At 70.4% G+C, this 17,104-nt stretch carries 18 protein-coding genes; 10 read left to right on the forward strand and 8 right to left on the reverse strand.

From position 1 onward, the window contains the following. A partial coding sequence (locus MPTA5024_RS14145; RefSeq protein ID WP_036324455.1) for a glycoside hydrolase family 11 protein occupies positions 1–316 on the reverse strand: 316 nt, incomplete at its 3' end. Between the two features lie 396 nt (positions 317–712). Here MPTA5024_RS14145 and MPTA5024_RS14150 point away from each other — a divergent pair. Together MPTA5024_RS14150 and MPTA5024_RS14155 are read left to right on the forward strand one after the other, a co-directional pair. Then, positions 713–1,408: an alternative oxidase gene (locus MPTA5024_RS14150; RefSeq protein WP_036324457.1), complete on the forward strand. Its 696-nt coding sequence runs from the start codon at positions 713–715 to the stop codon at positions 1,406–1,408. A 128-nt stretch (positions 1,409–1,536) separates the two neighbouring features. Then, complete coding sequence (locus MPTA5024_RS14155) at positions 1,537–3,969, forward strand: ExeM/NucH family extracellular endonuclease (protein ID WP_036324459.1); 2,433 nt, start codon at positions 1,537–1,539, stop codon at positions 3,967–3,969. A gap of 82 nt (positions 3,970–4,051) precedes the next feature. Here MPTA5024_RS14155 and MPTA5024_RS14160 read toward each other — a convergent pair whose 3' ends face one another. Both MPTA5024_RS14160 and MPTA5024_RS14165 read right to left on the reverse strand, forming a co-directional pair. After that, positions 4,052–5,266 (reverse strand): RNA polymerase sigma factor, encoded by a 1,215-nt coding sequence (locus MPTA5024_RS14160; RefSeq protein WP_036324461.1) that lies wholly within the window; start codon positions 5,264–5,266, stop codon positions 4,052–4,054. Beyond that, positions 5,263–5,601, reverse strand: a complete 339-nt coding sequence (locus MPTA5024_RS14165; RefSeq protein ID WP_036324463.1) for a YciI family protein — start codon at positions 5,599–5,601, stop codon at positions 5,263–5,265. The genes MPTA5024_RS14160 and MPTA5024_RS14165 overlap by 4 nt, the downstream gene beginning before the upstream one ends. A gap of 188 nt (positions 5,602–5,789) precedes the next feature. Between MPTA5024_RS14165 and MPTA5024_RS14170 the strand changes: the two genes are divergently transcribed. Beyond that, positions 5,790–6,734: an RNA polymerase sigma-70 factor gene (locus MPTA5024_RS14170; protein ID WP_036324465.1), complete on the forward strand. Its 945-nt coding sequence runs from the start codon at positions 5,790–5,792 to the stop codon at positions 6,732–6,734. A gap of 93 nt (positions 6,735–6,827) precedes the next feature. Continuing rightward, on the forward strand, positions 6,828–8,024 hold the full coding sequence (locus MPTA5024_RS14175; RefSeq protein ID WP_036324467.1) for an NAD(P)/FAD-dependent oxidoreductase: 1,197 nt from the start codon (positions 6,828–6,830) through the stop codon (positions 8,022–8,024). Positions 8,025–8,149: 125 nt separating this feature from the next. Here MPTA5024_RS14175 and MPTA5024_RS14180 read toward each other — a convergent pair whose 3' ends face one another. Further along, positions 8,150–8,503 (reverse strand): VOC family protein, encoded by a 354-nt coding sequence (locus tag MPTA5024_RS14180; protein ID WP_036324469.1) that lies wholly within the window; start codon positions 8,501–8,503, stop codon positions 8,150–8,152. Positions 8,504–8,590: 87 nt separating this feature from the next. Next, positions 8,591–9,016: a nuclear transport factor 2 family protein gene (locus MPTA5024_RS14185; RefSeq protein WP_036324471.1), complete on the reverse strand. Its 426-nt coding sequence runs from the start codon at positions 9,014–9,016 to the stop codon at positions 8,591–8,593. 322 nt (positions 9,017–9,338) lie between these two features. Between MPTA5024_RS14185 and MPTA5024_RS14190 the strand changes: the two genes are divergently transcribed. Continuing rightward, on the forward strand, positions 9,339–9,902 hold the full coding sequence (locus MPTA5024_RS14190) for a helix-turn-helix domain-containing protein (protein WP_036324473.1): 564 nt from the start codon (positions 9,339–9,341) through the stop codon (positions 9,900–9,902). Further along, entirely contained in the window at positions 9,889–10,776 is an 888-nt protein-coding gene (locus MPTA5024_RS14195; protein ID WP_036324479.1) for an SRPBCC family protein, read from the forward strand. Before MPTA5024_RS14190 ends, MPTA5024_RS14195 begins: the two co-directional genes overlap by 14 nt. 95 nt (positions 10,777–10,871) lie before the next feature. On the opposite strand, the gene MPTA5024_RS14200 is transcribed toward MPTA5024_RS14195, so the two are convergent. Continuing rightward, entirely contained in the window at positions 10,872–11,429 is a 558-nt protein-coding gene (locus tag MPTA5024_RS14200) for a membrane protein (RefSeq protein ID WP_036324480.1), read from the reverse strand. 119 nt (positions 11,430–11,548) lie between these two features. Here MPTA5024_RS14200 and MPTA5024_RS14205 point away from each other — a divergent pair, with 119 nt between their 5' ends. Beyond that, complete coding sequence (locus MPTA5024_RS14205; protein WP_232326465.1) at positions 11,549–12,121, forward strand: TetR/AcrR family transcriptional regulator; 573 nt, start codon at positions 11,549–11,551, stop codon at positions 12,119–12,121. A gap of 302 nt (positions 12,122–12,423) precedes the next feature. Further along, positions 12,424–13,224 (forward strand): alpha/beta fold hydrolase, encoded by an 801-nt coding sequence (locus MPTA5024_RS14210; protein WP_036324484.1) that lies wholly within the window; start codon positions 12,424–12,426, stop codon positions 13,222–13,224. A gap of 123 nt (positions 13,225–13,347) precedes the next feature. Here the strand turns inward: MPTA5024_RS14210 and MPTA5024_RS14215 are convergent, their stop codons facing one another. Then, positions 13,348–14,193 carry a LysR family transcriptional regulator gene (locus tag MPTA5024_RS14215; protein WP_036324487.1) on the reverse strand — a complete coding sequence of 282 codons (846 nt, stop codon included), beginning with the start codon at positions 14,191–14,193 and terminating at the stop codon, positions 13,348–13,350. A 99-nt stretch (positions 14,194–14,292) separates the two neighbouring features. Here MPTA5024_RS14215 and MPTA5024_RS14220 point away from each other — a divergent pair, with 99 nt between their 5' ends. Next, entirely contained in the window at positions 14,293–15,018 is a 726-nt protein-coding gene (locus MPTA5024_RS14220; RefSeq protein WP_036324489.1) for an SDR family oxidoreductase, read from the forward strand. Between the two features lie 265 nt (positions 15,019–15,283). Here the strand turns inward: MPTA5024_RS14220 and MPTA5024_RS14225 are convergent, their stop codons facing one another. Further along, positions 15,284–16,048, reverse strand: coding sequence for a hypothetical protein (locus tag MPTA5024_RS14225; protein ID WP_036324492.1), 765 nt, complete (start codon positions 16,046–16,048; stop codon positions 15,284–15,286). A gap of 421 nt (positions 16,049–16,469) precedes the next feature. On the opposite strand from MPTA5024_RS14225, the gene MPTA5024_RS14230 reads away from it, so the two are divergent. Continuing rightward, positions 16,470–17,012, forward strand: a complete 543-nt coding sequence (locus MPTA5024_RS14230; protein ID WP_157099467.1) for a hypothetical protein — start codon at positions 16,470–16,472, stop codon at positions 17,010–17,012. Positions 17,013–17,104 lie beyond the last annotated feature (92 nt).

The raw sequence follows: 17,104 nt of genomic DNA on the forward strand, positions 1-17,104 counted from the left end.
AGCCCGAGTAGCTCACGGCCCGGCGCCCGCCCGTGGCCCAGCCCTTGCCGGCCACGAAGTTGTTCGTGTTGCGCCAGGAGGTGCTGTAGGAGCCGCCCGAGGCCAGGTTCATCGACACCGTGCCCTGGCTGTCGGTCCAGAACGAGAAGAAGTACCCGTTGTTGGTGCCGGTCTGGTTCGTGGTGACCGTCGTGTCCGCGTGGGCCGTGCCCGGCAGGACCGTCATGGCCATGGCCAGCGCCACGGCGCAGGCGCGGGCGAACAGCCCGGCACGGCCGCGCCCGCGGCCTCTCGGGCGGACGGGAACGTCGTACATCTGCGTGCTACCTCCCGGTGAGGGCGGACCCGGGGGGCGCTACGGGACCCCGGGGAGCTGCGGACGCAGACAGTGTTCGGCCGGCTCCGATAGTTGTCAACGAATCCCGAAATATATCGGAGCAACCTCCTGGCTGATAGGGAAATCAGTCCTGGTAATCGAACCTGACGAGCCGATCAACAGCCGAATGCCCCGATGAAAATTTCGGGATCCATGGACAGCCGTGGCGCGAACGCCGCCGGTGACCGTGCGGACGTCCCGTCCTCCCGGCGGCGTACGCCGGCGCGTCCCCGTACGGCCGAAAGAGCCACAGCCGATCCCTCCCGCGGCTGACGACCGCCGGCACCCCCGTCGGCCACCATCGGGTCATCGACGACACGACAGAGGAGTTCCGAGATGACCATCACCGTCGACCACCGCCCCGAGGCCCCGGCCGGCCCGCCCAAGCTCGACAGCACGCGACTGCGGATCGCGCAGCAGGAGACCCTGGACACCCCGCGCATGGCCTACAGCCTTCTGGCGAGGATGATGTTCACGCCGGTCGACCTGCTGTACGGCAGGCAGGGCTCGTTCACCAAGTTCGCCATGCTGGAGATCATCGCCCGCGTGCCCTACCAGGCCTGGGAGCGGATGGGCTACTGGGCGGTGCACCGCCACGCGGGCAGTTCCGCGCTCGCGAAGCGGGTGTTCGAGCGCATCGTTGAGGCGAGGTCGGACCAGGACAACGAGCAGTGGCACCTGCTGATCATGCAGGACCTGATCCAGCGTCACGGCATCCGGCAGAACTGGCTGCTGCACAGGGTCGCCCCGTGGTTCATCTCGTTCTTCTACTACCACGTCTCCTGGGTGCTGTTCCTGGTCAGGCCGGAGTGGAGCTACCGGCTCAACGCCGAGTTCGAGGACCACGCCGAGCACGAGTACATGACCTTCGTCGCGGAGAACCCGGACCTGGAGTTCATGCCCGACCCCGGCACCTACGCCGCCGAGTACGGCCGCTTCCGCTCGGTCGCCGACCTCCTCCGGCAGATCGGCCACGACGAGCGCGTGCACAAGCTCGGCAGCCTGGAGAACGTCGAGAACCCGCGACCGTGACCCGCAATGTCGGATCGTTCCAACTCGCCTGGTCGGATATTGACAGACATTGTCGATTGTTACGCGTTCACCCTCCAGAAACCGTATAGATGGAATGTGCCGATAGCTGCCGTTTTACTCTCGGGGCCATGCGTGCACTCCCCCGGGCACTAGCGATCCTCCTGAGCGCCGGCGTCAGCGTCGGCTCGATCGCCGCCCTCCCCTCCGCTCCCGCCGCGGCGTCGCCGGGAACCGTCGTGATCAGCCAGGTCTACGGAGGGGGTGGAAACTCCGGCGCCCCCCTGACCAACGACTACGTCGAGCTGTTCAACCGCAGCGGCGCCTCCGTCTCGCTGAGCGGCTGGTCGCTGCAGTACACCAGCGCCACCGGTACGGGGAACTTCTCCGCGAACAAGACCGACCTCACCGGGACCCTCGCCCCCGGCCAGTACCACCTGGTCCAGCTCGCCGCGGGCACCACCCCGAGCGGCTCGCTGCCCGCGTCCGACGACACCGGCGCGATCAACATGAGCGGGACGGCGGGCAAGATCGCACTGGTACGCTCCACGACCGGCCTCGCCTGCAACGGCTCCACGACCGCCTGCACCGACGACCAGCTCGCGCTCGTCGCGGACCTGGTCGGCTACGGCACGGCGAACTACTTCGAGGGCGCCCCCGCCCCCGCGCTCACCAACGCCACGGCCGCGATCCGCAGGAACGGCGGCTGCGCCGACACCGACGACAACGGCGCCGACTTCGAGACGGCTGCTCCGGCTCCGCGCAACAGCGCCACCGCGGCGGCGCCCTGCGACGACGTCCAGCCCTCCCCGTCGCCGTCGCCCACCCCGAGCGAGAGCCCCAGCCCCACGCCCTCGCCCAGCCCCAGCGAGAGCCCCAGCCCGTCCCCCTCCCCGTCCGCCTCGCCGAGCCCCAGCCCCAGCCCGACGCCCACCCCCACCTGCGACACCCCGGTCACGTACCAGATCGCGCAGGTGCAGGGCGCCGGCGACGACAGCCCCGTCGCGGGTGAGGACGTACGGGTCGAGGGCGTCGTCACCGGCACCTTCCAGGGAACCGGTCAGCTCGGCGGCTTCTACATCCAGGACGACACGCCGGACAAGGACCCGGCGACCTCCGACGGCCTGTTCGTGTACTCCTCCTCGCCGGTGAAGACCGGCGACCGCGTGCTCGTCTCCGGTAAGGCGATCGAGTACAACGGCCTGACGGAGATCTCGCCGACCACCGCCGTGAACGTGTGCGGCACCGGCACGATCAAGCCGACCGAGGTGAAGCTGCCGCTGAAGCAGGGCGTCACCTTCGAGCGGTACGAGAACACGCTCGTCACCTTCACCGAGGGGATGACCGCGTCCGAGGTCTACAACCTCGGCCGGTACGGCGAGATCACCCTCGCGGAGGGCGGCCGCCTGTGGCAGCCCACCGACCGCAAGGGCGTGAACACCGACAAGGACGCGCGGCGCTCCATCCTGCTCGACGACGGTTCCAACGCGCAGAACCCGGCGACGCTGCCGTACCGTACCGAGGGGTCCGCGAGCGTCCGGATCGGCGACGAGGTGAAGCACCTGACCGGCGTGCTCACCTACGGCTTCAGCCTCTACCGCGTCGAGCCGACCCAGCCGGTCGTGTTCACGCCGGAGAACCCGCGTCCGGCCAAGCCGGCGAGGGTCGGCGGCGACGTCCGCGTGGCCAGCCTCAACACGCTGAACTGGTTCACCACGCTCGGCTCGCGCGGCGCGAACACGGCGGCCGAGCGCGACCGCCAGCTCGCCAAGCTGGTCGCCAACATCCTCGGCCTCGACCCCGACGTGGCCGGGCTGATGGAGATCGAGCGCAACAACGACGTCGCGCTGAACGCCCTGGTCGACGCGCTCAACGCCAAGGCCGGCGCGGGCACGTACAAGGCGATCACCCACCCCAACCCGGGGACCGACGCCATCCAGACCGCGCTGATCTACAAGCCGGCCAAGGTCACCCCAATCGGCGGGCCGCAGTCCTCCACCGACCCGATCTTCAACCGTCCGCCGCTGGTGCAGGCCTTCCGCAAGGCCAACGGCAAGGGCGAGACCTTCACCGTGCTCGTCAACCACTTCAAGTCCAAGGGCTGCACGGACACCGACGGCGCCGCCACCGGCCCCGACGCCGACCAGGGCGACGGCCAGAGCTGCTACAACGCCAAGCGGGTCAAGCAGGCCAACGCCCTGCTCGGCCTGATCGACAGCCTCAAGCTGCAGAACCTGCTCGTCATCGGCGACCTCAACGCCTACGGCGAGGAGGACCCGGTCCACGTCCTCGAGGACGCCGGGCTGACCAGCCTGAGCAAGAAGTACGTCGCGAAGGACGACCGCTACAGCTACGTCTTCGACGGCCTGTCCGGCGAGCTCGACCACGCCCTGGCCGACAAGAAGCTGGGCAAGCTGGTGACCGGCGCCACCATCTGGCACATCAACTGCGACGAGGGCCGGTTCATGGACTACAACACCGAGTTCAACCCGCCCTACCTGTACGCGCCCGACCCGTACCGTTCCTCCGACCATGACCCGCTGCTGATCGGGCTGGACCTCTGACGGACGACCGCGTCGCGTGAGAGCCGCGGGCCACGGCGGGACACCCCGCCGTGGCCCGTTCGCCTTCCCGTCGGGGGACGGATCACCTCCAGCTCAGGCGCTCGTGCAACAGGGCCTGCTGGGCCGGGTTGGCGGTCAGGGCCAGCGCCCGCTCGTCGCACACCCGCGCCTGGTCGGTGTCGCCGAGCTCGCGCAGCAGTTCGGCGCGGGTGGCGTGGTAGAGCGGGTAGCGGGCCAGCGGCCGCTCCAGGCCGGCGAGCTCCGCCAGTGCCGCGGCCGGCCCCTTCGCGTAGCGAAGCGCGACGGCCCGGTGCAGCCGGGTGACCGGCGAGGGCGCCAGGTGCAGGAGCATGTCGTACAACACGAGGATCTGCGCCCAGTCCGTGTGCTCGAAGCTGCCGGCCTCGGCATGGCAGGCCACGATCGCGGCCTGCAGTTGGTACGGCCCCGGCCGGCGATGGGCTCGGGCCGTCCGCATCAGCAGTGCGCTCGCCTCGGCGATCGCGGCGCGATCCCACAGGCCGCGGTCCTGGTCGGCCAGCAGGACCAGACGCCCGCGGGAGTCGAAGCGTGCCGCGCCCCGCGCCCGGTGCAGCCGGATGAGCGCCAGCAGGCCGGCCACCTCCGGCTCGTTCGGCATGAGATCCGCCAGGAGCGCGGCCAGCCACTCGGCGTCGTCCACCAGGTCGCGCGCGTGTGCGCGATCGGCGGTGCTGGACAGGTATCCCTCGTTGAACAGCAGGTAGAGGACCGCCAGGACACCCTGCAGCCGCTCGGGCAGGTCGTCCGGGTCCGGGATCCGGTAGGGGATGCCCGCCTCGGTGATCTTACGTTTGGCCCGGGTAAGCCGTCCGGCGACCGTCGCCTCCGGCACGACGAACGCCGCCGCGATCTGTGCGGTGCTCAGCCCGCAGACCACGCGCAGCGTCAGCGCGATCCGCGCCGCCGGCGAAAGGGCCGGATGGCAGCAGGTGAACAGCAGCCGCAGCCGGTCGTCGTTCCCGGCAGGCTGCGGCCACTGCACCTGCGCGAGCTTGGCGCGGTAGTTCGACTCCCGCCGGAGCACGTCGAGCCCGCGCCGCCGGGCGACGGTGAACAGCCAGGCGTCCGGCCGTTCTGGCACGCCCTCGGACGGCCAGCGGCGCAACGCGATCTCAACGGCGTCCTGCACCAGATCCTCGGCCGCGGAGAAGTCCCCCAGCAGCGACACCAGACAGGCCGCCAGCCGGCCCGCGTGCTCACGCACCACACGGGCCAGCACCTCCTCGCTCGCGCTGCCGGGATCCGGGCCGCTCATGAGACGGGGCGGATCTCCACCACCGGGCACGCCGGCCAGGACCTGGCCATCCGCAGCGCCTCGTCCAGATCGGCCACGTCCACCTCCGCGAAGCCGCTGACCACTTCCTTGCCCTCCACGAACGGCCCGTCGGTGACGACCGGCTCGCCGGCGCCGAGACGCACGGTGGTCGCGGTGTGCACCGGAGCCAGATGGACGTGATGGGTGATCCTGTCGGAGTTGTCGGCGAACCAGCGGAGCACGGCCTCGTAGGCGGCCTCGCGCTCCAGCTCGCCCATCGCCTCCAGCTGCTTGGCGAACTCCTCGGTCTCCACGAACATCATGACGTACTTCACGTGGCCTCTTCCTCTCGGTTGAGCTGCTCGGCCGGCGCCCGCTGACGACCGGCCTCAAACAGGAAGACGATCGGCGGGAGGCCCCACACGACACCGGGCCGGGGAATTCCGGGGCCTCCGCCGTACCGGCCATGCTCCGCCCCCGGAGGCCGGAGGCGCGCCGGCGCCGCGCGGGCTAGGGTCGGGTCATGCGCCTGACCGCGGACGACGTCGACCGGTTCGAGGCCTCCAGGCCGCGCCTGGAGGCCATCGCCTACCGCCTTCTCGGCTCCGCCGGGGAGGCCGAGGACGCCGTGCAGGAGACGTTCCTGCGCTGGCAGGCCGCCGACGTCGACCGCGTCGAGGTCCCCGAGGCGTGGCTGACGAAGGTCCTCACGAACCTGTGCCTCAACCAGCTCACCTCCGCGCGGGCGCGCCGCGAGACCTACGTGGGCCAGTGGCTTCCCGAGCCGCTGCTCGCCGGGGACCCGATGCTCGGCCCGGCCGACACCGCCGAGCAGCGCGAATCGGTCTCGTACGCGGTCCTCACTCTCATGGAGCGCCTGTCCCCCGCCGAGCGGGCGGTGTACGTGCTGCGGGAGGCCTTCGACTACCCGCACCGGGAGATCGCCGAGATCCTCGACATCACCGAGGCCGCCAGCCAGCAGCTCCTCCACCGGGCGAAGAAGCACGTCGCGGACGGCAAGGCCCGCACCGAGATCGACCAGGCCGCCGCCCGGCGGATCGTCGAGGAGTTCCTGGCGGCCGCCGCCAGCGGCCGGATCGAGCCGCTCGTGCGCCTGCTCACCGGCGACGCCGTCTCGATCGGCGACGGCGGCGGGAAGATCCCCGCCCGAGCCAAGGCGTTCGAGGGCGCCGTCGCGGTCGCGAAGTTCCTGCGGGGCCTGTTCAAGCCCGGCGAGGCCAAGCGCGCCCTGGCCGGCGGCTCGCCCGAGATCTACGCCTGGACCGCCAACGGCGACCCTGCCGTGGTGGCCGTCGTGGACGGCCGGGTCGTCGGCGTCATGTGCCTCCAGGTGACCGCCGAGGGCATCGCCGCGGTTCGCAACCAGGTCAACCCCGACAAGCTCGAACGCGCGACCGCGCAATGGGCGGCCGCGGACCACGGGGAGCCACTCGGCACCGCCTTCTAGCGACTGTGTGAGGTGCTTCACATCGCGTTCCTGTCAGGAAACGGCGGGCCGCCCGGTTCAAGGGGCAAAACCGCGCGAGACAGGAGCAAGCAGATGCAGCACCGCATCGTCGTCCTCGGAGCCGGATACACCGGAGCCATCGCCGCCGGCCGGCTCGCCAAGCGCCTCCGCCGCGAGGACGTCGCCATCACCCTCGTCAACGCCGAGCCCGACTTCGTCGAACGCGTCCGCATGCACCAGCTGGCGACCGGCCAGGACCTCAAGCCCCGGCCGTTCAGCGAGATGTTCGCGGGCACCGGCGTCGAGCTGAGGCTCGCGAAGGTCACGGGCGTCGACGTCGACCGCAAGACCGTCGCCGTCAGCGACGCGAACGGCCCCGGAGAGCTCGCCTACGACACGCTCGTCTACGCGCTCGGCAGCGGCTGGAACGACCAGGGCGTCCCTGGGGCCGCCGAGCACGCCTATGAGCTCGCCGGCCGCGCCGGAGCGCTCCGGCTGCGCGAGCGCCTGGCGCGCCTCGACGCCGGGCAGACCGTGGTCGTCGTCGGTGGCGGCCTCACCGGCCTGGAGGCCGCGACCGAGATCGCCGAGGCCCGCCCCGACCTCGACGTCGCCGTCGTCGCCCGCGACGGCCTCGGCGACTGGCTCTCGCCCAAGGGCCGCGCGCACCTGCGGAAGGTCGTCGGCAAGCTGGGGATCACTGTGCACGAGCACGCCGCCGTCACCTCGGTCGAGGCCGGCCGCGTCGTCACCGCCGACGGCACGGCCATCCCTGCCGCCGTCACCGTGTGGACCACCGGCTTCGCCGTCCACCCGATCGCGAAGGCGACCTCCCTGGAGGTCACCGGCACCGGCCAGATCGTGGTCGACCGGACCATGCGCTCGGTCTCCCACCCCGACGTGTACGCCGTCGGCGACGCGGCCATGGCCATGGGCCCCGGGGACAAGCCGCTGCGCATGTCGTGCGCCTCGGGGACTCCCGCCGCCTGGCAGGCCGCCGACGCGATCGCCGCGCGCCTCACCGGCGGGAAGCTGCCCAACGTACCGGTCCGCTACTTCAACCAGTGCATCTCGCTGGGCCGCAAGGAGGGCCTGATCCAGTACGTCACCGCGGACGACCGGGCCGTACGCGCAGTCCTGACGGGACGGGTCGCCGCCGTCTACAAGGAGCTGATCTGCAAGGGCGCCGCCTGGGGCGTCGCCAACCCGATGCTCGGGCTGCCGACCCGGCGCCGCCCCGTCACGCGTGAGCGGGCCACGGCGGGCCCGGCCGTCGAGGCCACGGCGTAGAAGGGCGTCGTGGCGGGCGCCCACCCGGGTGCCGGGGGCCCGGGTCCGATGCCCCACGAGCTCGCGCGGCGTGATCGCGCGCGGCGGCGAGCTCGTGGGCGGGTCCGGGTGAGCTCGTGGGACTGTCAGCTGGGCTGCCACAGCTCGATTCGGTTGCCCTCGGGATCGGTGACCCAGCCGAACCGGCCGACGCCCTCCATGTCCTGGGTCTCCTCGGCCACGTCCGCTCCCTTGGCGCGCAACTGCGCGAGCATCGCGTCCAGGTCGCGGACACGGAAGTTGAGCATCGTCTGCTGGGCGCGGGACCCGAAGTACTCGGTCTCGGACTCGAACGTCGCGAACACCGTCACCCCGGCTTCCTGACGCCACAGACCGTTCTCGTCGGCGTCCAGGCCCAGGCAATCGCGATACCAGGCACCCAAAGCCGCCGGGTCGGCGGCCCGCATGAAATATCCGCCGACTCCAATCACACGCTCCATGTCGCCATCTTGCCAGGACCGCGATCACCCGTTTCGCATTCCGTCCGAATTGCGGGGAACTCATCAGCAAGAGGGCCCGGGGGATCTCTATCGTGGATGCGCACCACTCTTGATCATGTTGACGCCGAACCAGCCCCAATACACCCGGTGGCTCTGAATCAGGCCGTCACGGATCTCCATGACCTCCACGATGTCCATCTGCTCACCGTCGGGCGTGTCACGCGGATACTCCCAGGTCAACTGGGTCCCGTTGGAGAAGAAGCCGGTGCGGAAGCGGCGACGTTGCGGTGCGTGGTGGGCGAAGACCCGTTCGACGAACTGACGCAGCGCGACGCGACCCCGAATGACGCCCTCGTCGACTCCGAGCAGGTAACACACCAGAGGGCTCTCCAGAGTGGCATCCGTGTGATACAGCGCCATGGCCGCGTCGAGGTCCTCGGCTCCCAACGCCTCATCCCAAGCGTGAAAGATATGCCGAATCATCTCCGGCGAATTGTCGCGCTCATTCGACATCTGCGGCCGCTCCCATCGATTCGCTGATACGCAACGCTACGGCCGATAAGTTTCGACAGGTGGCGAAGTGTCCCCGTCCATCAACGGGGCAACGGGCGCCGGCGCCGCGTGACGCACGAGCGGCCGCGACGCCGGACCGCGAACGGCACACGGACGGCACACGGACGGCACACGGACGGCACACGGACGGCACACGGGCGGCACACGGGCGGCACACGGGGGAGCGCCGGCGGGAGGCACGGCCTGGAGCGTGATCCGCTCACCACCGGCGTCCGTCGGCCTATTGACAAAAATCTTTTTTACGTAAAGGCTGATTTTCGTCATGAGAGACGTCGTCTACCTCGATCACATCGAGCAGGCCGAGGCCCTGCTCAAGCCGCAGCGGATCGACGTGCTGCGGCAGCTCGCCGAGCCCCGGTCCTGCACCGAGGTGGCGGTCGAGCTCGACCAGACCCCGCAGCGGGTCTATTACCACGTGAAACGCCTGCTGGAGGCCGGGCTGGTCCGCCAGGTGGCCGAGCGCCGCGTGCGCGGGATCAACGAGGGGATCTACCAGGCGGCCGGCCGGGCCTACTGGCTGTCCCCGAGCCTGGTGGGCCGGATCGGGCTGCGCCAGACCCGCGACCGGCTCAGCCTGGGCTACCTGGTCGACCTGATGGAGGACGTGCAGGCGGACATCGCCGCGCTCGACCTCACCCGCCCCGATCTGCCGTCGATCGGCATGTCGGGAGAAATCCGCGTGCGCCCGGAGCAGCGCAAGGCGTTCCTCGACGAGTTGCAGCAGTCGCTCCAGGACCTGTTCACCCGCTACGGCGGCGCCGAAGGCGACGCGTTCCGCCTGGCCGTCGCCTGTTATCCGAAGGGAGATCCCGATGACCGAACCTGACCTGCGCCTGCGCGCGGTCGTTCCGGCCCCACTGAAGGTCGCGTACGAGGCGCTGACCGACCCGGCCGCGCTGCGCGTCTGGCTGGCCGAGCACGCCGAGGTCGACCTGCCCCGCACATACGAGTTCTGGGGCCGCTTCACGCCGGACGGCGCCGAGCCGCACCAGCGCGTGCTGCACGTGGACGAGCCCACCATCCGGTTCGCCTGGACCGTCGAGGGCGTCGAGTCCACGGTGCAGTTCGAGCTGGCCGAGGACGAAGACGGCACGCTGGTGACGCTGAGCCAGAGCGACCTGCCCAGTTTCGCGGACGTGCTGGCCGACAGGGCCGGCGCCCGTGGCGCGCTGCAGACGTTCTGGTCGCTGGCGATCGCCAATCTGGCCGATTACCTCGCCGGCCGTGAGCTGACGCCCAAGTGCGACTTCACCTCGAACGAGCTGCGTGCGTCCATGGTGATCGACGCGACGCCGGACGAGGTGTTCGACTCGATGACCCAGCCGGATCAGTTCCACAAGTGGTTCGGCGCCAACGTCGACATCGAGCCCTATGTGGGCGGCCGCTTCGCGATGGGCGGGTTCGACATGGACCCCAGTGGGGCCAGGTTCATCGAGTTCGAGCCTGGCCGTAAGGCGACCCTGCGGTACGCCGACGGCATGACCGACAGCTGGGAGCTCGAAGGCTCGGACGGCAAGACCCGGCTCACCCTGGTGCAGAGCGGGTTCGACCCGTCCAACCCGCCGTACCCGGGCTGGACCGGCTGGCTGGGCGGCCTCTCCGCGCTGCGGCGCTACCACGAACTCCCGCAAGGGCGCTCGATCTGGCGCTCGATCGAGATCGCCGGGGTCCCCGAGGGCATGCTCAGCATCGACCAGTGAGATGAGTGCCCCGGAACGCGTTCCGGGGCACTCATCGACAACAGCCCCCGCCTCGAGCGAGGGGACACGTGACGGTTTCCGCGGCGGGACGGGGTTCAGGCGCTCTTCGTGGTGCGGTGCAGACGCAGGGCGGAGATGAGGAAGAAGACGCCGCCGACGATCGCGTACCCGGCGAGGCTCGTCAGTGATGCGGCCGGCGTACCGGCCTGGAGGATGAACGCCGTCCCGGCGATCGTCGAGAGCCCGCCGCTGAGGATCATCGCCCATTGGCCGCCGAGCCCGCGGCGGCTGATGGCCACGATGAGCTGCACGATTCCGGCGGTGATCGCCCAAGCGCCCCAGACGCGCAGCACCGCGGGCACGCCCGAGGTGGCCGTGACGGCCAGGCCGATTGCGGTGAGCAGGCTGAGGGCGGTGTTGACGTACAGGGCTGCGGCGGGGCGCGCGGTCTTCGAGGAGCGCAGATCGACGATGGCGGCGGCCACGTCGAACAGGGGGTAGATCACGAGCAGTGCCGTGCCCAGTGGGCCGGACGCCGGCCCGGTCAGGAGCAGCAGGACCGCCCAGACGAGGGCGAATCCGAATCGCACCACGTAGAGGTTCCTCAAGGCCACGGCAGTGCGGGTGGCGTTCATGTCAGTGACGGTGGTCATCGTCCCTCTTTCGGCAGGAGAAGCAGGTAGAATGACTAGTAACTCTACCGCGCTGACAGTAGCCGGGCGGTGAGGTCGGTCGCAAGGGGCGAAGAGGAGGGACGCGTATGATCTCGGGCATGAACAGCCCCATGCGTGAGCGCCTCCTTGAGGCGGCGACCGAGCTGTTCTACGCGCACGGGCTCCGCGCGGTGAGCGTCGACAAGGTCATCGATCGCGCCGGCACGACGAAGGTGACGTTCTACCGGCACTTCAAGAGCAAGGACGACCTTGTCGTCGCGTACCTCGAAGGCCGCGCCGCACTCGAGCGCGACGGCATCGGTGAGGCGATCAAGCAGGGCGACGGCGATGTCGACGCCACCCTGCGGGTGATCTCCGAGGCGATCGGGACCATCGCCTGCGCGCCGGGCTTCCGCGGCTGTCCCTTCATCAACGCCGCCGCCGAATACCCCGACCCGGACAGCCCGATCCGTAAGGCCGTCGACACGCATCGCCGCTGGTACAGGACGACGTTCGAACAGCTCACCGCCCCGCTCGGCATCACGAATCCCGGAGACGTCGCCGACGACCTGATGCTGATCCGCGACGGCGCCATGGTCGCCGGATACCTCGACCAGCCGGCGACCGTCGCCGCCTCGTTCCTCCGCAGCAGCCAGGCCGTCATCGGCACCGGCACCGCGACCCGGAGATGAGCCCGCCTCCTTCGACCGTGTAGCTCGACGCGGCGAGATCAGCGTGCGCCGCCCGGCGGCAAGCGTGACCGCGCTTGCGGGCCCACGTTCGTCAACGCGTACAACGAGCCAGAGGACGAGGCGCAGACGCCGGCCGAACCTCTGCCGTCACCAACGTGCCTGAGCATGCTGCCGGTTCCGGACGTCACCCTCCGGCGCCTGACCACAGAGGAAGGCGAGCTGTCAGCGGCTGGTGGGCCGTTGGTCAGCGGGCTCGGACAGAGTGCTGGTCATTGAGACAGACACATGACGGAGGTACGACCATGAACGGCACCAGCCTCACCGGAACCCGGGGCCAGCTCCACATCGACGGCCGCCGGCTGTCCTACCTGGACTTCGGTGGACCGGGCCGGCCGCTGCTGGCCCTGCATGGCCACCTCGATGAGGGCCAGACCTGGGCACGGCTGGCCCAGGCCCTGGCGCCGCAGTGGCGGGTCATCGCACCCGACCAGCGCGGGCACGGCGACTCCGACCGGGCCGCCTCCTACACCCGCGACGACTACGTCGCCGACGCGATCGCCCTCCTGGACCACCTCGGGATCGAGCAGGCCGTGACGCTCGGCCACTCCGGCGGCGGCATCACCGCCTTCCAGATCGCCGCCCGGCACCCCGAGCGCGTGTCGGCCATCGTCAACGTCGAGGGCCCGGTCTGCGATCTCGACGACGGTCCCAGCGCACTGTCGTTCGTCCTGTCGATGCCGTACATCGCCCCCGACCGGCAGGCCCTCCTGGACGCCATCGGCCCGCTGGCCCCGGTACTCGGCGCCAAGCTGCGCCCCATCGCCAACGGCGGCTGGCGTCTGCCGTTCCACCCGCAGGACACCATCACCTCCGAGCAGGGAACGCACGGCGACCACTGGGCCGACTGGACCTCCACCCAGTGCTCCGCCCTGTTCGTGCTGGCCCGCAACAGCCAGGTCATCACCCCCGAGGAAGGCCGGCAGATCGCCGCCCGCCGCGCCAACACCCGGCTCGCCGAAATCGACGGCGACCACTTCGCCCACACCACCGACCCGGATGGCTTCGCCGCCGCCGTCAAAGGCTTCCTGGACACCCTCAACTGATCGCCCCCGGGGATCGGCAGTGCCCTGCCGATCCCCGCTCAGGACACAGCCCGTCCCGCCGGCGACGCCGGTTCAGCGGCGCCAGGAAGTTCTCCCAGCCGGTCGCCCGGCGCATCTCTGCTCCTAAAGGCGGGTCGCGGCCCGGACCAGCCCGGCGACGGCTCGCGACCGGCTGTGCGGCGGCCAGGCGATCACCGTCGTCACCGGCGGAGCGTCCAGCACCGGCACGGCGGCGAGGTCGCGGCGCAGATGAGCCCGGCACGATTCCGGCAGGACCGCCGAGGCCCGGCCGAGCGCGATCAACTGCAGAAGCTGCGCGTTGTCGCGGACCTCCGGACCGGGGCCGTCCGGGTATGTGCCGTCGGGGCGGGGCCAGCGCGGCATGGGCAGGCCGGACAGTGCGGTGACGTCGGCCATCCGCAGGTGGGCCCGGCCGGTGAGGGGATGCGCCGCGGGCAGCACCACGACCTGTCCCTCCGTGTACAACTCCTCGACGTCGAGCCCGGCCGTCGAGTCGAACGGCCGGTGCAGCAGAGCCACGTCGGCCCGGCCGTCGCGCAGCAGCCGCTCCTGCTGGCCGGGCCCGCACAGGAGCACGTCGACGGCGAGCGCGCCGGGCTCGGCGGCGTACGCGTCGAGCAGCTTCGGCAGCAGTTCGCCGGAGGCCCCGGCCTTCGTGACGAGGACCAGGCCCGGGCGGCCGGTCGCGGGGGCTGCGCGGCGGGTGCGGCGCTCGGCGGCCTCGACCGCGTCGAGGGCCGCCCGGCCCTCGCGCAGCAGCACCGACCCGGCCTCGGTCAGCGTGACGGTGCGGCTCGTGCGGTCCAGCAGCGTCACCCCGAGCCGCCGTTCGAGCTGCCCGATCGCCCGCGACAGCGGCGGCTGCGCGATCCCGAGCCGCTGCGCGGCCCGCCCGAAGTGCAACTCCTCGGCGACGGCGACGAAGTACCGCAGCTCACGCGTCTCCATGTCGCCACGGTATCGCCCAGGGATCGATACCCGCGAGGTATCGGTGCCCACCCAAACGGTGTTGGAGGTCCCGCAGTCGGCGCGTACAGGATGAGACCCATGAACGAAGGGACGATCGTGCTGGTCACCGGCGCGAACAAGGGGATCGGATACGAGATCGCGGCCGGTCTGGGCGCCCTCGGCTGGAGCGTCGGAGTCGGTGTTCGGGACGAGGGACGCCGGGAGGGCGCGGTGGAGAAGCTGCGCGCGGCGGGCGTCGACGCGTTCGGCGTGCCGCTCGACGTGACCGACGACGCGAGCGTGGCCGCCGCCGCCGGGCTGATCGAGGAGCGCGCGGGACGCCTCGACGTGCTCGTCAACAACGCCGGGATAACCGGGGGCATGCCGCAGACGCCCACCACGGTCGACCCCGCCACGATGCGGGCGGCCGTGGAGACCAACGTGATCGGCGTCATCCGCGTCACCAACGCGATGCTGCCGTTGCTGCGCCGCTCGGCGTCCCCGCGGATCGTGAACATGTCCAGCACCGTCGGCTCTCTCACCCGGCAGACCACTCCCGGTGCGGAAACGGGCCCGATCTCCGCCGCGTACGCGCCGTCGAAGACGTTCCTCAACGCCGTCACCGTGCAGTACGCCAAGGAGTTGCGCGACACGAACATCCTGATCAACGCCGGCTGCCCCGGTTACTGCGCGACCGACCTCAACGGCTTCCGCGGTGTCCGTACGCCAGAACAGGGCGCGGCGATCGCGATCCGGCTTGCGACCCTGCCCGACGACGGCCCGACCGGCGGGTTCTTCGACGACGCCGGGCCGGTGCCCTGGTGACACCCGGCATCACACGCGTCCGGCCCGGATGGCGACGGCCTCGATGACGGCCGGGGAACCGGCCATGATCGTGCGTACGTGCTCGGTGAAGCCGACACCTGTGCCGCCTTCCTCCGCCGGGCTGCGGCCTTCTCCGCCACGGTAGGAATCCCGAGGCTCACACTTCATCGTCCTGGTGGGCGAGGTGAGAGGCGGTGGGACGGCGCGGCGCCGGCACTGGCCAGGGCCCACGCCGTCCGCCGGGATGTGCACAGGCACCCCCGGGCTACGCCGCGGTGACCTCCCAAGCCTCCATCAGGCTGCCGCGCAGGGAGTCGTAGTAGACCTTGGCCCGCACCGGCTTGGCGGCGCTCTTGAGCGCCTTCGTGAAGGACGTTTCGTCGCACGCCTTCGTGCCGAGCCCGCTGTGGGAGACGTGCGCCCGATTCGCCAGCCACCGGTCGTCGCACCGCTTCGTCACGCGGTTGAAGCTCAGGGACGTGTAACCGAGCTTGACGGTCTTCCCGCCCTGGCTGAAGGTGACCGCGTGGTCGTTCACGCGCTTGATCGTGCCGGTCGCCGTCTTCGTCTTCGTCGCCGGCGCCAGCACCTCCTGGACGAGCACCTTCGACCCCAGCGAGATCCGGACCGGAGCCGGGCCGAGCTGCAGCACGAAGGCCAGCTCGGAGGCCGTGCAGCGAGTGCGGCCCAAGCCCTTTCCGTCCACCTTGACGACGCCCTCGGTCTCCTTCAGGTCACAGGCGCTGGTGACGCGGCGGAAGTCGGCTCCGGAGTAGTCGACTCGCCGCTCCTTCGCGCCCGGGATGGGGCTGAACGTATAGGTCGGCACGTGACCGGACTTGACGAGGTGCGGGGCCAGCGGGGTGATCCGCAGAGTGTGCGGTCCGTCCGCCCAGGCGAAGCCGTACAGAACCTTGGCCGTGGCGGCAGTCGTGCCGGCAGTCGTGCCGGCAGTGGCGGCGCCGGCGGGGGAGGCGATGGAGGCGGCCCCGGTGAGGGCTGCCAGCCCGAGGATGATCGGACGCAGCATGAAAGTAGTCCTGTCTTACGGCTGATGCAGGAGGGACGCTGTTGAAAGCCGAAGACTGACGATAAAGGTAGAAATACGCACAGAACACATGCACCCCCCGTTAGACGTCATACCGGTCGGAACGACCCGTCACGGTGACGCTCCCGCAGCGTGCGGGCGGGGACGCACGAAGCACCGCTGGACGAGGCCGGAGCCGCCTTCGCGACGAGCACGGCCACCGCCTGGTGGTCCACAGCGGCCATCCCGCGCCCAGCGGGATCCTCACCCGCGGCCGGCGCTCGAACATGCGCGCCTCACGGCAACGACAGGCGCACCGAGCCCCGCCGTCCTGGCCTGAACCACCTGATCTTCTACGTGGAGAGCCGCCCCCTGCTCGAATGAGACGTCTTTGTCCATCGGCTCAATGTGCTGAGATATGCCGATGGAGCGGATCAGGCAGTTGGTCGGGGAAATGCTGCTCTACGGCCTTGTGGTCATCATGCTCAGCGGCGGTTTCCTCGCTTTTCACTACACGCCGAGCGGCGAGGTGGTCGCCTACGACGGCGTCTACGAACCGCTGCACGGTGTACCGATGAGCGCCGCCTACCGCTCGGTCTTCGACATCGGTTATGACGTGCCCGGTGGCCTGTTCATGCGCCAACTGCACCACCGATTCTTCATCGTGTTCGGTTTCGGGACCGTCGTCTGGGCGCTGCTCGGCCGGTTCCGGTACGCGCTCCTGGTGCTGGGCCTGGCCGCGCTCGGCGGGCTCGCCGGCTACGCAGCCGCCGACGACCTGCTGAGCGGGACGGTCCTCGCGAAGCTACCGATTCCCGTGTGGTACGGCCTGCACCTCGTGCTGGCGCTCGCCGTGGGCGCCGTACTGGTGATCTCCTCTCGACGGGAGGCCGCCCGCAACCCCAGATCGCTTCGCTTCGTGGGGCTGAGCCTCGGCCTCACCGCTCTGGTGCTCTTCTGGCTCTGAACCGCTCGCTCCACGGAGGCGCCGGCCCGTCGCGAGTCCAGCAAAAAGGCCCTCGCCGGTAGTCCGGGAGGGCCTTTGAGGTGGAGCCGCCT

This window comes from Microbispora sp. ATCC PTA-5024 (genome assembly GCF_000511135.2).
In the GTDB taxonomy this organism is placed as follows: domain Bacteria; phylum Actinomycetota; class Actinomycetes; order Streptosporangiales; family Streptosporangiaceae; genus Microbispora; species Microbispora corallina.

Excerpts from the sequence above, each read along its gene's own strand:
- MPTA5024_RS14150 (WP_036324457.1), top strand. The coding sequence starts at position 713 with ATGACCATCACCGTCGACCACCGCCCCGAGGCCCCGGCCGGCCCGCCC.
- MPTA5024_RS14155 (WP_036324459.1), top strand. The coding sequence starts at position 1,537 with ATGCGTGCACTCCCCCGGGCACTAGCGATCCTCCTGAGCGCCGGCGTC.
- MPTA5024_RS14160 (WP_036324461.1), bottom strand. The coding sequence starts at position 5,266 with ATGAGCGGCCCGGATCCCGGCAGCGCGAGCGAGGAGGTGCTGGCCCGT.
- MPTA5024_RS14170 (WP_036324465.1), top strand. The coding sequence starts at position 5,790 with ATGCGCCTGACCGCGGACGACGTCGACCGGTTCGAGGCCTCCAGGCCG.
- MPTA5024_RS14175 (WP_036324467.1), top strand. The coding sequence starts at position 6,828 with ATGCAGCACCGCATCGTCGTCCTCGGAGCCGGATACACCGGAGCCATC.
- MPTA5024_RS14180 (WP_036324469.1), bottom strand. The coding sequence starts at position 8,503 with ATGGAGCGTGTGATTGGAGTCGGCGGATATTTCATGCGGGCCGCCGAC.
- MPTA5024_RS14185 (WP_036324471.1), bottom strand. The coding sequence starts at position 9,016 with ATGTCGAATGAGCGCGACAATTCGCCGGAGATGATTCGGCATATCTTT.
- MPTA5024_RS14190 (WP_036324473.1), top strand. The coding sequence starts at position 9,339 with ATGAGAGACGTCGTCTACCTCGATCACATCGAGCAGGCCGAGGCCCTG.
- MPTA5024_RS14195 (WP_036324479.1), top strand. The coding sequence starts at position 9,889 with ATGACCGAACCTGACCTGCGCCTGCGCGCGGTCGTTCCGGCCCCACTG.
- MPTA5024_RS14200 (WP_036324480.1), bottom strand. The coding sequence starts at position 11,429 with ATGACCACCGTCACTGACATGAACGCCACCCGCACTGCCGTGGCCTTG.
- MPTA5024_RS14205 (WP_232326465.1), top strand. The coding sequence starts at position 11,549 with ATGAACAGCCCCATGCGTGAGCGCCTCCTTGAGGCGGCGACCGAGCTG.
- MPTA5024_RS14210 (WP_036324484.1), top strand. The coding sequence starts at position 12,424 with ATGAACGGCACCAGCCTCACCGGAACCCGGGGCCAGCTCCACATCGAC.
- MPTA5024_RS14215 (WP_036324487.1), bottom strand. The coding sequence starts at position 14,193 with ATGGAGACGCGTGAGCTGCGGTACTTCGTCGCCGTCGCCGAGGAGTTG.
- MPTA5024_RS14220 (WP_036324489.1), top strand. The coding sequence starts at position 14,293 with ATGAACGAAGGGACGATCGTGCTGGTCACCGGCGCGAACAAGGGGATC.
- MPTA5024_RS14225 (WP_036324492.1), bottom strand. The coding sequence starts at position 16,048 with ATGCTGCGTCCGATCATCCTCGGGCTGGCAGCCCTCACCGGGGCCGCC.
- MPTA5024_RS14230 (WP_157099467.1), top strand. The coding sequence starts at position 16,470 with ATGGAGCGGATCAGGCAGTTGGTCGGGGAAATGCTGCTCTACGGCCTT.